Annotated in this window: 19 protein-coding genes; 7 read left to right on the forward strand and 12 right to left on the reverse strand. The window is 64.4% G+C overall.

Annotated features, from left to right (window positions below; translation table 11 throughout):
* Nucleotides 1-44: 44 nt before the first annotated feature.
* From ACYPXD_RS01600 to ACYPXD_RS01635, 8 genes are all read right to left on the reverse strand, one after another.
* Complete coding sequence (locus ACYPXD_RS01600; RefSeq protein WP_459706688.1) at nucleotides 45-398, reverse strand: copper-binding protein; 354 nt, start codon at nucleotides 396-398, stop codon at nucleotides 45-47.
* A complete protein-coding gene (locus tag ACYPXD_RS01605) occupies nucleotides 395-3,628 on the reverse strand; it encodes an efflux RND transporter permease subunit (protein ID WP_459706691.1) in 3,234 nt (1,077 codons plus the stop codon). Before ACYPXD_RS01605 ends, ACYPXD_RS01600 begins: the two co-directional genes overlap by 4 nt.
* Nucleotides 3,625-5,181 carry an efflux RND transporter periplasmic adaptor subunit gene (locus tag ACYPXD_RS01610; protein WP_459706693.1) on the reverse strand — a complete coding sequence of 519 codons (1,557 nt, stop codon included), beginning with the start codon at nucleotides 5,179-5,181 and terminating at the stop codon, nucleotides 3,625-3,627. Before ACYPXD_RS01610 ends, ACYPXD_RS01605 begins: the two co-directional genes overlap by 4 nt.
* An 8-nt stretch (nucleotides 5,182-5,189) precedes the next feature.
* Nucleotides 5,190-6,530, reverse strand: coding sequence for a TolC family protein (locus ACYPXD_RS01615; RefSeq protein WP_459706695.1), 1,341 nt, complete (start codon nucleotides 6,528-6,530; stop codon nucleotides 5,190-5,192).
* Nucleotides 6,531-6,640: 110 nt separating this feature from the next.
* Nucleotides 6,641-7,012: a hypothetical protein gene (locus tag ACYPXD_RS01620; protein WP_459706697.1), complete on the reverse strand. Its 372-nt coding sequence runs from the start codon at nucleotides 7,010-7,012 to the stop codon at nucleotides 6,641-6,643.
* A gap of 81 nt (nucleotides 7,013-7,093) precedes the next feature.
* The gene (locus tag ACYPXD_RS01625) at nucleotides 7,094-7,417 is read right to left on the reverse strand and encodes a DUF4148 domain-containing protein (protein WP_459706699.1); all 324 of its coding nucleotides are present in this window, start codon (nucleotides 7,415-7,417) and stop codon (nucleotides 7,094-7,096) included.
* Nucleotides 7,418-7,641: 224 nt separating this feature from the next.
* On the reverse strand, nucleotides 7,642-8,028 hold the full coding sequence (locus ACYPXD_RS01630) for a hypothetical protein (RefSeq protein WP_459706702.1): 387 nt from the start codon (nucleotides 8,026-8,028) through the stop codon (nucleotides 7,642-7,644).
* Between the two features lie 100 nt (nucleotides 8,029-8,128).
* A complete protein-coding gene (locus ACYPXD_RS01635) occupies nucleotides 8,129-8,557 on the reverse strand; it encodes a MerR family transcriptional regulator (protein ID WP_459706704.1) in 429 nt (142 codons plus the stop codon).
* A 66-nt stretch (nucleotides 8,558-8,623) separates the two neighbouring features.
* Here ACYPXD_RS01635 and ACYPXD_RS01640 point away from each other — a divergent pair, with 66 nt between their 5' ends.
* Nucleotides 8,624-9,271 (forward strand): cation transporter, encoded by a 648-nt coding sequence (locus tag ACYPXD_RS01640; protein ID WP_459706707.1) that lies wholly within the window; start codon nucleotides 8,624-8,626, stop codon nucleotides 9,269-9,271.
* Nucleotides 9,272-9,581: 310 nt separating this feature from the next.
* The gene (locus ACYPXD_RS01645; RefSeq protein WP_459706709.1) at nucleotides 9,582-10,466 is read left to right on the forward strand and encodes an aldo/keto reductase; all 885 of its coding nucleotides are present in this window, start codon (nucleotides 9,582-9,584) and stop codon (nucleotides 10,464-10,466) included.
* A gap of 360 nt (nucleotides 10,467-10,826) precedes the next feature.
* Here ACYPXD_RS01645 and ACYPXD_RS01650 read toward each other — a convergent pair whose 3' ends face one another.
* Together ACYPXD_RS01650 and ACYPXD_RS01655 are read right to left on the reverse strand one after the other, a co-directional pair.
* The gene (locus ACYPXD_RS01650) at nucleotides 10,827-11,111 is read right to left on the reverse strand and encodes a hypothetical protein (protein ID WP_459706712.1); all 285 of its coding nucleotides are present in this window, start codon (nucleotides 11,109-11,111) and stop codon (nucleotides 10,827-10,829) included.
* A 461-nt stretch (nucleotides 11,112-11,572) separates the two neighbouring features.
* Nucleotides 11,573-11,797, reverse strand: a complete 225-nt coding sequence (locus ACYPXD_RS01655; protein ID WP_459706714.1) for a hypothetical protein — start codon at nucleotides 11,795-11,797, stop codon at nucleotides 11,573-11,575.
* A gap of 280 nt (nucleotides 11,798-12,077) precedes the next feature.
* On the opposite strand from ACYPXD_RS01655, the gene ACYPXD_RS01660 reads away from it, so the two are divergent.
* Entirely contained in the window at nucleotides 12,078-12,482 is a 405-nt protein-coding gene (locus tag ACYPXD_RS01660; protein ID WP_459706718.1) for a TerB family tellurite resistance protein, read from the forward strand.
* A gap of 88 nt (nucleotides 12,483-12,570) precedes the next feature.
* Here ACYPXD_RS01660 and ACYPXD_RS01665 read toward each other — a convergent pair whose 3' ends face one another.
* Nucleotides 12,571-13,452: a LysR family transcriptional regulator gene (locus ACYPXD_RS01665; protein ID WP_459706720.1), complete on the reverse strand. Its 882-nt coding sequence runs from the start codon at nucleotides 13,450-13,452 to the stop codon at nucleotides 12,571-12,573.
* 148 nt (nucleotides 13,453-13,600) lie between these two features.
* On the opposite strand from ACYPXD_RS01665, the gene ACYPXD_RS01670 reads away from it, so the two are divergent.
* The 4 genes from ACYPXD_RS01670 to ACYPXD_RS01685 all read left to right on the forward strand — a co-directional run bounded on the left by ACYPXD_RS01670 (nucleotide 13,601) and on the right by ACYPXD_RS01685 (nucleotide 16,737).
* Nucleotides 13,601-14,383 carry a TerC family protein gene (locus ACYPXD_RS01670; protein ID WP_459706723.1) on the forward strand — a complete coding sequence of 261 codons (783 nt, stop codon included), beginning with the start codon at nucleotides 13,601-13,603 and terminating at the stop codon, nucleotides 14,381-14,383.
* Nucleotides 14,384-14,508: 125 nt separating this feature from the next.
* Nucleotides 14,509-14,862, forward strand: a complete 354-nt coding sequence (locus ACYPXD_RS01675; protein WP_459706725.1) for a TFIIB-type zinc ribbon-containing protein — start codon at nucleotides 14,509-14,511, stop codon at nucleotides 14,860-14,862.
* Nucleotides 14,863-15,180: 318 nt separating this feature from the next.
* The gene (locus ACYPXD_RS01680) at nucleotides 15,181-15,537 is read left to right on the forward strand and encodes a BON domain-containing protein (RefSeq protein ID WP_459706727.1); all 357 of its coding nucleotides are present in this window, start codon (nucleotides 15,181-15,183) and stop codon (nucleotides 15,535-15,537) included.
* 321 nt (nucleotides 15,538-15,858) lie between these two features.
* Nucleotides 15,859-16,737: an alpha/beta fold hydrolase gene (locus tag ACYPXD_RS01685; RefSeq protein WP_459706729.1), complete on the forward strand. Its 879-nt coding sequence runs from the start codon at nucleotides 15,859-15,861 to the stop codon at nucleotides 16,735-16,737.
* Between the two features lie 46 nt (nucleotides 16,738-16,783).
* Here the strand turns inward: ACYPXD_RS01685 and ACYPXD_RS01690 are convergent, their stop codons facing one another.
* Nucleotides 16,784-17,248 (reverse strand): GNAT family N-acetyltransferase, encoded by a 465-nt coding sequence (locus tag ACYPXD_RS01690; RefSeq protein WP_459706731.1) that lies wholly within the window; start codon nucleotides 17,246-17,248, stop codon nucleotides 16,784-16,786.
* Nucleotides 17,249-17,265 lie beyond the last annotated feature (17 nt).

Below are 17,265 nucleotides of genomic sequence, written 5' to 3' on the forward strand. Positions count from 1 at the left end.
GCAGCGAGGACACCTGCGATGCCGTGCCCTCGCCGATGCGGCGCTTACTGCTTCGCCATCTTCACAATGGTCAGCGTCCCGTCCACATTCTCGACGCGCACTTTGACGTTATCGCCTTCCTTGACGCTGCTGGCCATCGCCGCGTCTTTCGCCTTGAAGGCCATCGTCATGGCCGGCATACCGACATTGGTGAGCGCGCCGTGCTTGAGCGTCACCATGCCGCTCGCCGCGTCGACGTGCTTGACCACGGCATCGGTCATGGCGGTGTTGCCGGACGCGGGCGCATGGCTCATGGCGCCGCTGCTCATCTTCATGCCGGACATGTCGTCGGCAAAAGCGGCGCCGCTGACGGCGGTGGCAACAACCAGCATGGCGGACAGGATGATCGACTTCTTCATGGTGCTTCTCCAGAGTGGGATGACGGCACGGACGTGCCGATAGGGGACGCTGGCACTCGCGTGCCGGTCGGGACTGCAAAAGCCTTCGGTACTTCGCGGCTGCGCGGCAAACGACGGCGTTGCAGCAACAGCCAGGCAGCGGGAATCACGAACATCGAAAGAAGCGGCGCGGTGATCATCCCGCCGACCATCGGCGCGGCAATTCGCTGCATCACTTCCGACCCGGCTCCGTGGCCCACCATGATCGGAATGAGCCCGGCAAGCACAACCGCGACGGTCATCGCCTTGGGCCGGACACGCAGCACCGCGCCTTCGCGGATCGCGTCGACGAGGGTGGTTTCGGTCAGCGGTTCGCCCGCTTTCAACCGGCGGTTCAGCGCTTCCTTCAGGTAGAGCAGCATCACCACGCCGAACTCGGCGGCGACACCGGCCAATGCGATGAATCCGACCGACGTCGCGACCGAAACGGCATGGCCGAGCATCCAGATCAGCCAGAAGCCGCCGACGAGCGCGAACGGCACGGTCGACATCAGCAGCAGCGCGTCCGCGGCGGAATTGAACGTGAGAAACAGCAGCACGAAAATCACGACGAGCGTGACCGGAATCACCGTGCGCAGCTTGGCCGCCGCGCGCTCGAGATATTCGAACTGCCCGGACCACTCGATCGAATAGCCGGGCGGCAGCGTCACTTTCTGCGCGACGGCCTGCTGCATCGCCTTGACCGCGGTTTCCAGATCGACATTGCGGATATCGATGTACACGTAACCGGACAGCCGCGCATTCTCGCTGCGGATCATCGGCGGACCGTCTTCGATCGCGATATGCGCGACATCGCCGAGCGTGATCTGCGCGCCGCGCCCGGTGACGACCGGCAGCTCGCGCAGCTTCTCGATCGAGTCGCGCACTTCGCGCGGATAACGGATATTGATCGGGAAGCGCTCGCGGCCCGCGATCACTTCGCCGACGTTGTCGCCGCCGACGGCGGTCGACACGACATCCTGGATATCGCCGACCGCGAGCCCGTAACGCGCCGCCGCCTGCCGGTCGATATCCACGTCGATGTAATGTCCGCCATTGAGCCGCTCCGCCAGCGCCGAGGTCACGCCCGGCACATCCTTTACCGCGCTTTCGACCTGCGCCGCCACCTTGTCGATCTGCGTCAGGTCCGCCCCGGAAACCTTCACGCCGACCGGCGTCTTGATACCGGTCGACAGCATGTCGAGGCGGTTGCGGATCGGCGGCACCCAGACGTTCGAGAGCCCCGGCACCTTGACTGTGCGGTCCAGTTCGTCGACCAGCTTCTCCGGCGTCATGCCGGGCCGCCACTGGCTGCGCGGCTTGAACTGGATCGTCGTCTCGAACATCTCGAGCGGCGCCGGGTCCGTGGCCGTGTCGGCGCGCCCCGACTTGCCGAACACCGTTTCGACCTCGGGCACCGTCTTGATCAGCCGGTCGGTCTGCTGCAGCAGCTCGGAGGCCTTCTGCGCGGAAATGCCCGGCAGCGCAGTCGGCATATACAGCAGATCGCCTTCATCGAGCGGCGGCATGAATTCGCCGCCGAGACGCGATAGCGGAATGGCGGTCAGCGCCAGCGCGATAGCCGCAAGGCCGATCACAAACCACGGCCGCCGCAACGTCGCCTCGAGCAGCGGACGATACAGCCTGACGAGCACGCGGTTGATCGGATTGCTCGACTCGTGCGGAATACGGCCGCGAATCAGATACCCCATCAGCACCGGCACCAGCGTAACCGACAGGCCCGCCGCCGCGGCAATCGTATAGGTCTTGGTGAACGCGAGCGGCGAAAACAGCTTGCCTTCCTGCCCTTCCAGCGAAAACACCGGGATGAACGACAGCGTGATGATCAGCAATGAGAAGAACAGCGCGGGTCCCACTTCGGCGGCCGCTGTCGCGACGACCTCCCAGCGCTGCGCGGTCGTGATCGGCGCGTCGGGATGCGCCTGCTCGTAAGCCTCCAGATGCCTGTGCGCGTTCTCGATCATCACGATCGCCGCATCGATCATCGCGCCGATCGCGATCGCAATGCCGCCGAGCGACATCAGGTTCGCATTGACGCCCTGATAGCGCATCACGATGAATGCGGCGAGCACGCCGAGCGGCAACGACAGGATCGCCACGAACGCACTGCGCAGATGGAACAGAAACACCGCGCAGACGAGGCCGACGATGATGAACTCCTCGATCAGCTTGTCCTTGAGATTGTCCACCGCGCGTTCGATCAGCTGCGAGCGGTCATACGTCGTCACGATTTCGACGCCGGGCGGCAGCGATCGCTTCAGGTCCGCGAGCTTCGCCTTCACGGCTTCGATCGTGGTCAACGCGTTCTTGCCGGAGCGCATCACGATCACGCCGCCCGTCACTTCGCCCTGCCCGTTCAGTTCGGCGATGCCGCGGCGCATTTCGGGGCCGATCTGGATGCGCGCAACGTCGCCCAGCAAAACGGGCGTGCCCATCTCGTTGGTGCGCAGCACGACATGGCGGAAGTCGTCGAGCGTATGCAGATAGCCTGACGAGCGCACCATGTATTCGGACTCGGCCAGTTCGACCACCGAGCCGCCCGACTCCTGGTTCGCCTTCTTCAACGCGTCGGCCACCTGCTGCTCCGTGATGCCGTAGGCGCGCAGCTTGTCGGGATCGAGCACGACCTGGTACTGCCGCACCATGCCGCCGATGCTCGCGACTTCCGATACGTCCGGCACGGCCTTCAGCTCGAACTTCAGAAACCAGTCGTTGAGCGCGCGCAGTTGCCCGAGATCATGGTGGCCGGTTCGATCGACGAGCGCGTACTCGTAGACCCATCCCACGCCCGTGGCGTCGGGCCCGAGCGAAACAGTCGCGCCCGGCGGCAGACGGCTTTGCACCTGGTTCAGATACTCGAGCACGCGCGAACGCGCCCAGTACTGGTCGGTCCTGTCGTCGAACAGCACATATACAAAGGCATCGCCGAACGACGAATAGGCACGGATCGTCTTCGCGCCCGGCACGCCGAGCAGCGTCGTGGTGAGCGGATACGTCACCTGATCTTCGATCACCTGCGGCGCCTTGCCCGGATACGACGCCTTGATGATCACCTGCGTATCGGACAGATCGGGCAGCGCATCGAGCGGCGTCTCGCGCAGCGAATACACGCCCCATGCAACCACCAGTACCGTGGCGAGCAATACGAGAAAGCGGTTCTGGATCGACCAGCGGATCACGCGAGCAATCATTGGGCGCCTCCCGCGGGTTCGACCTTCGTGAGCTGATAGCCGTCGTCGGACTGCGTGAAGACGAAGTGCACGGTCTCGCCGACTTTCACTTCGGGGAACGCGTTCGGCGCGGGCTTGTTGAACGACATCGTCATCGCCGGCCAGCCGAGCGCCGGCACCGGTTGATGCGAGAACGTCATGCCCGCGGGCGTGATCTGCTCGACCTTGCCGGTCGTTTCATAGGTCGGCGGCGCAGCGGCGGCAGCCGATGCCGCCGCGGGCGCCGATGCGCCGGGCGGCGCCGCCGTGCCCGACGCTGACGCGCCTTCCAGGCGCGGCAGCACCGACTTCAGGCTCGCTTCCGAGTCGATCAGGAACTGGCCCGATGCGACCACCGTGTCGCCGTCGTTAAGGCCGCCCAATACCTCGGTCTCGTTGCCGACGTCGTTGCCCACCGTGACGGTCGCAGGCTGCAGGCGTCCATCGCCGTTTCTGACGATCACGACCGAGCGCTTGCCGGTGGTGATCACCGCTTCGGACGGCACGAGCAGGCGCGATACGGGCTTCGCCCTGCTCACATGCACGCGCATGAGCATGCCGGGCGTGAGCCGGCCGCTCGCGTTGTCGATCTCGAGCCGCGCCTGCAGCGTGCGGCTCGTCGTGCTGATGCCGGGCAGGATTTCGCGGATGCGGCCCGTGAAATGCCGCGTCGGATCCGCGCTGAAACTCGCATCGACGCGCATGCCCGGCTGCGCGTCGAGCGCAAGCGACTCGGGAATCTCGACGACGAGCCACAGCTTCGATAGACCCGCGACTTTCGCGAGCGTCTGTCCGGGCGTCACCATCGCGCCGTCGCGCACGTTCAGTTCGGTGACCACGCCGTCTTCGGGCGACGACAGCACGATATGCGTCTGCGCCTGGCCCGTGCGATCGAGGCCGGCGATCACGCCCTCGGGAATCGACATCGCGCGCATGCGCGCACGCGACGCCTGCAACAGCGCGTCGTCCATGCCGCTTCGCCTGAGCGACAGATACTCTTCCTGCGGCGCGAGCCAGTCGGGCACGAACAGCGACGCGATCGGCGCGCCCTTCGCGATGCGCTGCATCGGCGCGCTCGCATACAGATGGTCGATATAGCCATTCACGCGCGATTGCACGACGTCGGCCTGCGATTCGTCGAACTGCGTGGTGCCGATTGCATCGAAGCCCTCGGCCGTATCGCGCCGATGCACGGTTGCATAGCGGATCCCGAGATCCTGCTGCAAGCCCGCGTCGATGCGTATGCCGGTACCGCCGCCGCCTTCGTCCGCGTAGACGGGCTGCAGCTGCATGTCCATAAACGGCGATTTGCCCGGCTTGTCGAAGTGCTGGTTCGGCACCATCGGGTCGTGCCAGTACAGCACCTTGCGGCCGCTCTGCGAGTCGGCCTTGTCGCCCGGCGTGGACGCCATCATTGCAGCGGCCATCGGCGCCGGCGCTGAAGCGTGATGCGTGCCGGCGACATACCCCGCTGCCAGCAGGGCCGCGCCCGCGAATACGCCCGCGACGGCCTGTACGAGTCGTGTTGTGTTCATGTCGATCCTTATTGGCCCGCAGTCGCGATCACTTCGGGCGGCAGCACCTGATATTCGAGCCCGGCCCAAACGAGCGACACCTGCCGTTCGAGATTGAGCACCTGGAGCTGCGTTTCGAGCTGCATGTGGCGCGCGTCGAACGCGTCGGCGAGCGAGCCTGTGCCGGACCGGTAGGCCGCGTTGGCCAGCTGCACTTTCTGATCGGCGGCGGGCAATACGGTCTGCCGCAGATTGGCGAGCCGTTCGCGGCCGCTGGCGAGCTTCGTCGCGAGCGTCTGAATGCCGGCCATCACCTGCCGTTCGGTGTCTTCGTAATTGAGCCGCGCCTGCGTGCCCATTTGCGACTTCTGTTCGACGTCGCGGTCTTCGAGGTTTTTGCGGTTGATCGGCAACGGAATCGATACGCCGAACGAAACGTAATCGGAGAAATTTCCGCCGCGCTTGAAATAAGTCAGCCCCCACGTCCAGTTGGGACTTCTGTCGCTGCGAGCGACATCAGTCGCCGCATCGGCCACCGAAATGGCCGCGCGCGCCGCGATCAACGCGGGCTGCACCTGCGCGATCTGCTCGGCGCTCATGCCCGATACCGGCGAGTCGAGCGACGGCGGCCGGTCGGCGACTTCGAGCACATTGCCCGCCGCGGTCCAGCGCGACAGATCGATCAACGCGGCCTTTTCGTCCTGCTGCGCGTCGATCAGCGCGTCGCGCGCGTTGCCCAGCGTCACGCGCGCCTGCGCGACGTCCGTTGCGTTGCCCTGCGCGCCGCGGTACGACGCCTGGCGGGCCGCGAGTTCGTCCTTCAGGTGATCGACGAGCGCCTGGTTCAGCGCGACGGCTTTCTTTGCGTAGACGGCGTTGAGCCACGCCATCGCGGTTTGCTGCCGGACTTCGGCGAGCTTCTCCAGATAAGTCGTCCTGTCCTGATCGACTGTGCGACTGGCAAGCGCGGTCCGGAGCCGGCGCTTCGACGGCGAGACCCACTCCTGTTCGATGCCGATGCCGCGCATCGTGAAGTCGTCCTGGCCGATCGTGAACGCTTGCGGTCCGTTGATCGGCAGGTCTTCGACGCTCAGTTTCAAGGTCGGATTCGGCAACTGTCCTGCCTTGACGACGACGGCGGAATCGCCGCGCACGGCGGCCTGCGTGGCCTCGATCGACGACGAGCGGTCTTGCGCCACCTGAAGCGCCTCGTCGAGTGTCATGCCGGTGCCCTGCGCGTAAGCGGCGCGGGCGGCGAACATGACGAATGCCGCGAGCGCAATCAGACGCAAAGGCGGACGCAACCTCGGACGCAAATGCGGACGCAACGCGACGCGCCGGCTGCGCGGCGGCGAAGATGGGAAAAACATGTCAACCCCGAATGGTCGAGCCTACGTCGCGCACGAGCAGGCGCAACGGCTCAGGTCCTCAAGCGAGGACAAACGTCACCGCGCACGCGCGGTGTGCCAGAGAGTCGGAGTCAGACGGAACGCGGAGGTCGCCAGAGGCCATCCGGCGCGCGGATGGAAAGCGACTGCGAATAGTGGAAGACGATACGGCTTGAAGCCGGCGCCGCATGGCGAACAACGCTCGCCTGGGCGCCGGAATAGTAGAGACTGCCGAACCCGCATTGCGCGGTCATCTTGCAGAGCCCGGCCTTCGATGTCTTGCCGCCTGGCGACGGCTTCATCGAGTCGCAACCGGGCATGGCATCGGCCGCGTTGCCGGCGTCCTGCGTCGCCGCGGACTGCTGCTGCATCGGACACTCGCCGGTCAGGCCGCTCGCTGCCAGCCCACTGATGGGCAGCATCGCGCACAGCAATAACAGGAAGAGCGTTCGGATGAATTTCATGGCAGCAGTCGAGCGTCGCGACATTCTAGCGGGTTCACAAAACTTGCGCGTCAAGCCGTTCAGGATCAACGCGTCATGCCATCAACCGCCCCAGGTCGCCTGTTGTCCATGCGCGGCCCACCACGTCCTGGCGCTCTGGAAGTTGTAGCGGTTGCGCGCGATCGTGCCGGCGCCCGCGGGATAGCGGGTATTTCCCGCCGGAACGAGACCGCTCTCTTCAGCCTGTACGAGTTCGGCGCGAACCTGCGCACGCGTCTTGCCCTGGGTGCCTGACGCCGCGGCCGCGACGGTTGCTTCGGGCGAAGCAGCGATGGCAGGCCGGTCGACGGCCGCGAACACCGATGCGGATACGGATACCAGCAAGGCTGCGAAGACTGCGCGAATCGGAAGCGAATTGCGTTTCATGGTGAATTTCCTTGAGTGTCGAACAAGCGGAGCCGCGCTGCGCCTGCCGACCGACGCGTTCAGACACGCGTCGGGCAAGGCGGCGCACAGCGCTGCAGGCGTCGGCGCGACGGGCCGTGAAGCGGCGCACACGCGCGCTTCGCATGACCATGCGGCGTCGACGAAACTTCAGTGACTTCGGGTGGAATGCGCGACGGACGTCGCACGTATAGCCGCAGCAGGCGCTACGTTCGGAACACCTGGAACAGGATGCGGTGCGGAGGAGGCGCCGACACGAGAATCGGCGCGGGATGAGGGCATCGTTGTGGCTCGCCGGCAAGCGCGAGAATCGACGAGCTTCCCCAGATCACGGGCAGCCAGACCGTTGGAGACAATGTCGGCAGATCCGCGTGATCGGGTTGCGCGAAGTCGTTGCAATGCAGGTGACAGGCCGCGGCGGCCGGCGCGTCGCGCAGGTCGCTGTGGCTTCCCGCGGCCACTGTCATCATCGCACCCGCGTCCGACGACATCGTTGCCGCGGGCGCTGCACACGCATAGGCCGACACCCACAGCTGGCCGAAGACCAGCATGCAAAGTGCGGCGACAACGGTGAACAGTCTGATACGGCGCATGATGTGCGAACCCGGTTCCACAGCCCAGAAAGCCAACGATATGAACTTTCGGACCTTGCCACATGGGAAGGTCAACGGGTATCGCAAAAAAATTTTCCGCTCAATTGCGCGTGTGACGTTTTGAAGACTCGTCCGGCCGGGCAAGCGCCCTGAGGAGTTCGCAGTGCCGCGCAGTGGGGCCGGCGCAGTTCGCTACCTGCCTGAGCGCGCGCCGCATACGCTGCAGGTCGCGAATCTTGCCTTCAATATCGGCGATGTGAGCACGCGTCATACGGTCGGCATCGGCGCACGGGCGCTCGGGATGATGCGAGAACGCGAGCAGTTCGCGAATCTCGTCGATCGTGAAACCGAGCTCCCGGCCACGACGGATAAACGACAGCCGCTCGAGCGAGTTGCCGTCATATTGCCGGTATCCATTGCTCGCGCGGTTGGCGGCCGGCAGCAGATCGACTTTTTCGTAGTAGCGGATGGTTTCGACATTGACGCCCGTGAGCTGGCTCAGATTGCCGATCGAATAGGTGTTACTCATCGCTTGACCCTGTAGTGGCTACAGGGTTCACGATACCCGTTCCTGAGAACTTTCGGAAATCCGATCATGCCCGGAACATGCTGCCACCATTGCGACGATCCATCGAGCCGTCAGCCGGCAATCTATCGCCGACTGCTCTGGGCCGCATTGACGATCAATCTCGCCATGTTCGTGGTCGAGGTGCTGACCGGCCTGCACGCCGGATCGGCATCCCTGCTCGCGGATTCACTCGATTTCCTCGGCGATGCAGCCAACTACGGGATCAGTCTGCTTGTGCTCGGATCAAGCCTGACCATCCGCGCAAACGCATCCCGCCTCAAGGCGGTGTCGATGCTGGCGTTTGGCATCTGGGTGCTGGGTCTCGCCGCCTGGCATCTCATCACCGGCCGGGTACCGAGCGCGCCCACGATGGGCATTGTTGGCGCGTGCGCGTTGCTGGCCAACGGCGCGGTCGCAGGCCTGTTGTTCCGGTTCAGGGATGGCGACAGCAACATGCGCAGCGTCTGGCTCTGCACGCGGAACGATGTACTGGGCAACATCGCGGTCCTGCTTGCCGCGCTCGGCGTATTCGGAACCGGGACTGTCTGGCCGGACCTCGTCGTCGCAGCGGCCATGTCCATCCTTGCAGTGACGTCCGCGGTACGCATCCTTCGCCAGTCCCGTGACGAGCTGCGCAGCGGCGCGACCCGACCGCGCGTTGCCGCCAGGCCGTAACGCCAGGAATCAGACATGCTTCCAGCGTGCTGAACGGCCATCAGCACACCGCGTATTTCGGCGCGGCTTGAGGGGCGCACCTCTCAGGCCGTACCGGGCAAGACCACAGTGCTTGTACTAGACTTTTCGCAGCATGGCCGATCGAAGATGCTCCCCGGTGACGCTGTGCCGTACTCCGAAATTCAAAGCCTTTTGCCGACCTGCCAACGAAGCAAAGCGCTCATTCGAGCTCGCCGCGGGCTGTCGCATTCATGATGATTAACGCTTTCGTCATGCGCTACCGCGGCTCAACTTCCCAAAAGGAACATCCATGTCACAGACTGTCGCAGTTGCTGCATCTGCCTCAGGCACTTTCGCCATCGGCGGCGACCTTACCGTCAACCGTCTCGGTTTCGGCGCGATGCGAATTACCGGACCGGGCATCTGGGGCCCGCCCGCCAATCACGATGCCGCGATCGAGACGCTCAAACGCGTGCCCCAGCTGGAAATCAACTTCATCGATACGGCCGACAGTTACGGACCCGACGTCAGCGAAGACCTTATCAAGGAAGCACTGCATCCGTATAAGGGTTTGCTGATCGCCACCAAAGGAGGATTTACGCGACATGGAGCGGATATCTGGGCGCCGCTCGGCCGGCCCGAATATCTGCGGCAGTGCGTGCTGATGAGTCTCAGGCGCCTGGGCGTCGAGCGGATCGATCTTTGGCAACTGCATCGCGTCGATCCGAAAGTGCCGCGCGACGAGCAGTTCGATGCGGTGGCGACGATGCAGCGCGAAGGCCTGATCCGGCATGTCGGTCTTAGCGAAGTACCGGTGGACGACATCGAAGCCGCACAAAAACACTTCAAGGTTGTAACCGTGCAAAACCAGTACAACCTGGTCGATCGCAAAAGCGAGGACATCCTCGACTACTGCGAAAAGCACAATATCGGCTTTATTCCGTGGAATCCGCTTGCGGCGGGCGCACTCGCCAAACCGGGCTCCCTCGTGAGCAATATTGCCGAAGCGCACGGCGTGACGACAGGTGCGATTGCGGTGGCGTGGCTGCTCAAGCGCTCCAAAGTCATGCTGCCGATCCCGGGCACCGGCAGCGTCCATCACCTGATCGAAAACGTGGCTGGCGCCAGTGTGAAACTGACTGATGAGCAGTTCGACGAGCTCGATCGCCAGGGGCGTAACGCGACCGTACGCTGAGCGTGGAGAGTGTCTTGACGCGTAGCCGCCGGTGCGATCGTGCGAACCCTTGCAAGATCGCACGGCGGCTCGAACCGGGCGCTGACTGTTCGGCACTCACCGGGCGCGTTGCGGCGTACTGCGGCAGAACGACGCCCGGACCCTCGATACAACGCGACCACAACCAGGCCTACGGCCGCCAAAGCGACATGGGGCCCGGCGGCCGTACCGACGGCCTGAGCAGGCGCGAAAGAATGGCGTTCAGAAAAACCAGAAGCGCGCAGATCGAGCTGCGCGCTTCGATGCATTGCGACCACCGCGCAATACCCAACGTCTGGTACATGACGCCAGCAGTGGCCTCCGACATTCAACCCCGGCGATTTATGAACCGAAGTAAATCGGCTTCATCCCGTCGTTTGCATCCGGACGAATCGAACCTTGGATTTTGTGGCCCAGGCGCTCCACGTCGTTACGGAACGCATGCAGATGCTGATGGCTTCCCGACGCCGACGTACCGTCTGCAACGCCGCCGGAATCTTGCGCCGCATTGTTCACGTTCGTGACCTGAGAATTAACCGGTGCGGCCGCGTCATTCGTTTGAGCGAAAGATGCCGCAGCCGGAATAGCGAGAGCGGCAGCTACAACGAGCGATTGAACGAGTTTCATGATCCTTACCTCCAGGGCTTGATTTTCCGCAAACACCCGTTTGCGTTTCAGTGATTGCAGTCTAGGCCGTAGGAGGCGTGTGATTAAGCTCTTGCAGAACAATTGAAAGTTGCTGGAATAGGTATAAACCCTAGTCTCTCGCCGACCACTCGGCGGCGGCGACCCGCAGGGTGCCGCCCGCGGACGCAGGGCGCCGGCGACCCGCTTTAGCCTCGACGCCGTCCAGCACACCCTGCCAACCCGCGGTTTCCCATGCGAGAAGCCAAAACCACAAGAAACGGGATGTGCGCCGCTCGCTTCGCCGCCGGGTTCAGATGAACTGGCCTCGACGCCTGCATCGAGCTTGAAACGTCGAATCAAATCCCCGGATTGCACGAGGTAAATTGCAGTTCAGCGCATTCCATTGCGGAACGCCTGAATGGCAATCGAGGTCCGGCATCGGAAAACGGATGCTGATGCCGTCACCGGCTGAAATGATTGCGAAACGTCACCGCCGCAATCACCGCCACGCAGGGAATCAGCAGCAACGCGCCCCACGGCAGTTCGTTGCGCTCGACTGCGACATACCAATAGAGCATGCCGAAGCCGAGGACAAGCACCGCAATGCCGACCAGCCATGTGATCGTGGCCAGCATCGCGCGCGACGGTTTGCGCGCAGGTTTCGAATGTTCAGGAGTAGCGGGCATGGGTGGTCGTTATTCACTCGGATTGCCTGCATGCCACCGGGCATTCGCTCCGGCACCGCGCCTGCAGGCTATTAAAGATTACCTGAAGAAGCTGACACGCCGCTATCGCAACACGCATAACGCGCGTATCTCCTTTGCATTTCGTCTTTGGTCGTCATTCATCGAACTTCGGTTTTTCCGAACTCCGGCTTCCGCGTTTGCAGGTTTATCCGACTGCGCGCGTCCCCGAAACTGAGGGCTCCCATCACTGCGGATCCAATCCGCAAAAAGGAGTCGTGACATGCGCACCTATCCTCGTAACAGCCCCGAAGCCGCCGCCCGGATTGTCGCGCTGGCGCTGACCGCGGACGGACACGTCTGCAGTTCCGAAGACCGCGCGCTCGACCGGCTCAACGTAGCGCGCGAACTCGGCCTCGCGCCAGGTCAGTTCCCGGGCATCGTGCAGACGCTGTGCGAAGACCGGCTGCTTGCACCCGCGTCGTGGGCCGACCCGGCCGGCGACCTCGACGGCGATCTGCTGACCACGCTGATGGCCGAAATCGACGACCCGACGTTGCGCCGCAAGGTAATGCGCCTGTGTCTCGCGGTCGCCGTTGCCGACGACTATCTCGCCGACGGCGAAATCGCGCTGCTCGCCGCGATGCTCGAAGCATGGCGCCCGCATCGCACGGCAATTGCGATGTAACGCGGCAAGGCAACGCCTCGTCCGCACGCGCGCACGGCACAGACAACGCGCCTGCGCCGTGCGGCGCGGCATCCGGTAACGGCGCCGCCTATCCGCGCGGCGCGGCCAGCACCTGCAATGCAAGCGGATGATGCTGGCCGCGCCGCGAGCGGATCGCGTGGATCTCTTCCGCGACGCCGTCCGCGCGGCCCAGCCACCGCAATCCGCGCATCATCGAAAGATCTTCGGCGCCGAGTTCCGCCAGCGGAAACACCCCGAGCCCGCGCGCCGCGAACACGGCCATCAGCGCGCTATCCTCGAACTCGCCGACGACCCTCGGCCGGATGTCCTCGGCCTCGAACCAGCGGTCGAGCCGCGCGCGCAGCGCGCCATGCCCGGTGGGTAGCAGCACGGGCAGATCGGCGAGCGAAGCGGGAAAGTGGTCTTTGGCGGACTTCTTGACGAGCGCGGCAGGCCCATACCAGTCGACAGCCGATGCGGCGACGCGCTCGCTGAACACGCGCAGATCGCTGTTGTGCGGCGCCGGCTGGCATGCCAGCACGAGATCGAGCCGGTGCTGCGCGAGTTCCGTCAGCAATTGGCCATGCTCGCCCTCATGACATAAAAGCCGCAGCGACGGCGTATCGAGCACCGGCGCGAGCAGCGCGTGCGCGGCCAGCTTCGAAATACCGTCCGACAAGCCGACCGCAAGCCGCGCCGCGGGCTCGTGGGCCGCCTCGCGCACTTCTTCGACGAGCGTCGCGCCGAGATGAAAAATCTCTTCCGCGCGCCCGAACGCCGCCTGCCCCGCTTCCGTCATCGTCACGCCGCGCCCGGCCGGCTTCAGCAACTGGCGCCCCATCGACTTCTCGAGCTCGCGCACCTGCGCGCTGATGGTCTGCACGGCCATGTCGAGATGCTCGGCCGCGCGCGCGAAGCCGCCCTCTTTCACCACGACCCAAAAGTAATACAGATGGCGAAAGTTCAGCATATGGAAGCCTCGCTTCGGAAAAACCGATGTGGAACTGCGATTATGTCTGATTTCACCGAAGCGCAAAGCGGCCCAGAATAAGGGTTACCGCATCACACGATTGCCTGTTTTATCCGATCAATTTCGATTTCCGGACGAACCGCCCGCCATGGACTACCTGCTCGCTCTAGCCGCCGACCCCGCCGTGTGGGCGGCGCTCGTCACGCTCGTCGTGATGGAAGTCGTGCTCGGCATCGACAACCTGATCTTCATCTCGATTCTGAGCAACAAGCTGCCCGAAGCGCAACGCGAACGGACGCGGCGCATCGGCATTCTGCTCGCGCTCGTCATGCGGCTCGGCCTGCTCGCAACAGTCGCATGGATCGCGCGTCTCACGCAGCCCGCGTTCGACCTGTTCGGACACGGCTTTTCGTGGCGCGACCTGATCCTGATCGCCGGCGGCCTGTTTCTCTTCTGGAAGGCGACGCGAGAAATGCACCATCACGTCGCGCATGACGGCGCGAACGGCGGCATCGCAAGCGCGGCCGGTACGTTGACCGCGTGGGCCGCGATCAGCCAGATCCTGATGCTCGACCTCGTGTTTTCGGTCGACAGCATCATCACCGCGGTCGGCATGACCGAACACATACCGATCATGTTTATCGCCGTCATCGCCGCCGTCATCGCGATGATGTTCGCCGCCGGCCCGCTGTCGCGTTTTATCGAGCGCAACCCGACCGTCGTGATGCTCGCGCTCGCGTTCCTGCTCGTGATCGGTATGGCGCTGATCGCCGAAGGGTTCGGCACCCATGTGCCGAAGGGCTACATCTACGCGGCGATGGGTTTCTCCGCGTTCGTCGAGGGGCTGAACATCCTTGCGCGCCGCTCGAAAACGCGCAGCGTGGCCCGCGCCGGGGAAGCCGCCCGCGCGGGTGCGGAAATTACGAAGTGAAACCTCGGCAAAGCCAGATTTTTTCGCGGCGCACAGCGCGTTAGATTGAACCCATCGCAGCGCGGAACCGCCGCGGAACAGCGGCGGAACCGAAGTCGCGCGAATGAAACGCAAAGGAGCCCATCATGAAATGCCCTGTCTGCAAGACGCCTGATTTGCTGATGACCGAACGCCAGTCGATCGAAATAGACTACTGCCCGACCTGCCGGGGAGTGTGGCTCGATCGCGGCGAACTCGACAAGCTCGTCGCCCAGGTTGGTGCACAACTCGACGATACGACGGCGGCGCGCGCCGACACGCGGCCGCGCGGCGACGACCAGCAGAACCCGGCCAGCGACCACCACCGTACGCGCCCGCACCACGACAGCGAGCGCCGCTACGACGACCGGCATCGCGACGACTATCGACATGACAGCCGATACGGACACGGCGGATATCGAAAGAAACGCTCGCTATTCGACATGTTCGACTTCGACTAGGCCTTCAACGGCGCAAGGTCGACGCGAACGACAGCCCCTCAGGCTCTGGCCGCCAGGCCCTCGGATAGGCTAGAGCTATTTGGCCGGCGCAAGCCGGCCTTTTTTTCGCCCGCTTTTTTTTCGCCCGTTTATTTCGCCCCCTCATCGCTCCCCATTCCGTGCATTTAAAGAACTTCAGTGCACTGAAGAAAGTCCCATCTATTTTCGACAGACAGAATGCGTGGCCGTCGCCGATTCCAACGTGCGCGGCCCACGTCCTGACATCTGTGCTCGCATGGGATCCTTCCCACCGCGCCATTCATTCAAGAGGAGTCAATTGTGAAATTCCCGGTCAAGAAGCTGTTTGCATCCCGCACTCTCGCCGCCTGCGTGGCGGTCGCCGCGTCCGTCATCAGCGCGGCGGCACTCGCGCAAAGCGCGCAGCCGGATCAGCAGCCGACCCGTGCAAGCATCCGCAAGGCAAACCACCGCCTTGAACACAACGTGCGCGTCGCGATCACGCGCGCGAAGATTCCCGCCGCCGACATCCGTATCGTCGCGCGCGGCGGCAAGGTCACGCTCGACGGCACCGTTCCCAGCGACGACATGGTGCAGCCGGCCGGGGAGGCCGCGGGCAAGGTGGCGGGCGTCACCTCGGTGCAGAACCTGCTGACGATGCGCGAAGCCGGGCACTGAACGCGCGCGCGGCAATGGGCGTCGCTGTCTCATAGCCGCCGGGCGCCGCGCGCCCCCATCGAATCGCATTCGCAGTGCGTACGGGTGGTTAGCGGTGTAGCGGTCCGCGGCGGTCTGCGGGTCTGCGGGTCTGCGGGTCTGCGGGTCTGCGGGTCTGCGGGTCTGCGGGTCTGCGGGTCTGCGGCGCCAAACATTAAACTTCGCGCCACCTGGCGGAATCGCAGCGCCGCTTCAGTATCCTGAGTCCCGATTTGAATCCGGCGCGCCGGGCACGGCATCCTGCCGCGCGCCGGCGCGCTCTTCATGCACTCGAGGACTCGCATGCGCGCAAAGCTTAACGGCACACAACTCTACTTCGACATCGACGGCGCCGGCCAGCGCGCATCGGGCGGGCATCTGATCGACAAACCGACGCTGATCGCGCTGCATGGCGGCCTGGGCTTCGACCATGTGTATCTGCGCGACGGACTCGGCCCGCTGCGCCACGACGCGCAGGTGATCTACGTCGACTTGCGCGGCCAGGGAAGGTCCGGGCGACCCGCGCTCGCATCGTGCACGCTCGAGCAGATGGCCGACGATATCGCCGCGCTGTGCGAGATGCTCGACGTCGAGCGGGCGTTCGTGTTTGGCCATTCGGCGGGCGGCTTCGTGGCGATGCACACCGCGCTGCGCCACCCGTCGCTCGTGCAGGGGCTGATCCTGTGCGGCACGTCGCCGACCGTGGCGCCGCTGCCCGATTACGAAGGCGACCCGGCGCCGACACTCGCTTCGCGAGGCAGCCGTGAGGCGCTCGAGATCATGGCGCGCATTTCAGGCGGCGATATCACGACGCAGACCATGGACGACTTCTTGAAGATCGTCGGACCGCTGCACACGACGCCGGCCCGGCCCGAAATCTTCCCGCGCATCTTCGCCGCGTCGACCATGACGATCGAGATGGTCCGGCATTTCATGCAGTCGATCGCGCCGACCTACGACCTGCGCCCGATGCTCGAGCGCATTGCCGCGCCGACGCTTGCGATCGTCGGGCGCCACGACTGGGTGTGCCCGCCGCGCGCGAGCCGCGCGATCGCGCGTGGCATACCGGGCGCGCGCCTCGTCGAATTCAACGATTCGGGCCACTTTCTGTTCTCCGAAGAGCCCGAAAAATTCCGCGAGCTGGCGATCGGGTTTATGACGGCGCATGCGACTCAAGCCTGAGCGGGAAGCGCGGTGGCGCCATGAACCGCAGCGCTATGCCGGCGGCTCAGCCTGAAGCGATGATCGGCTTGGCCATCTCCGTCGTGCCGCTCCACCCGAGGCCCGCATACAGGTCGCGGCCCGCCTCGGTTGCATGAAGAATCGCGTACTGCACGCCGCGTTTCGCGAATTCCGCTTCGGCCAGTTGCATCAGATCGCGAGCGAGCCCGCGTCTGCGATACGCAGGCTCGACGAAAACGTTCAGCACATAACCGCGCCGGTCCGATACCGGATGAGACGGATGCGGCGGCCAGTCGATCAGCATCAGGCCGATGCCCGCGACCGGTTCCCCCGCTTCGCACAGCAGATAGCCGAAATACGTGCGGTCACGCAGACGCGGCCGCAGCCACTCGCGAAAATGCGCGGTCATGGTGTGCAACACGGCTTCGTCGCGGCCCGCCTCGCGAAACATCTGCTCGCGATGGTGGCACACGAGTTCGAGATCCGCTTCTTCGAGTGCACGCACATTCATCCGATGGCTTCTCCCCG

Source organism: Paraburkholderia sp. 2C, assembly GCF_054589215.1.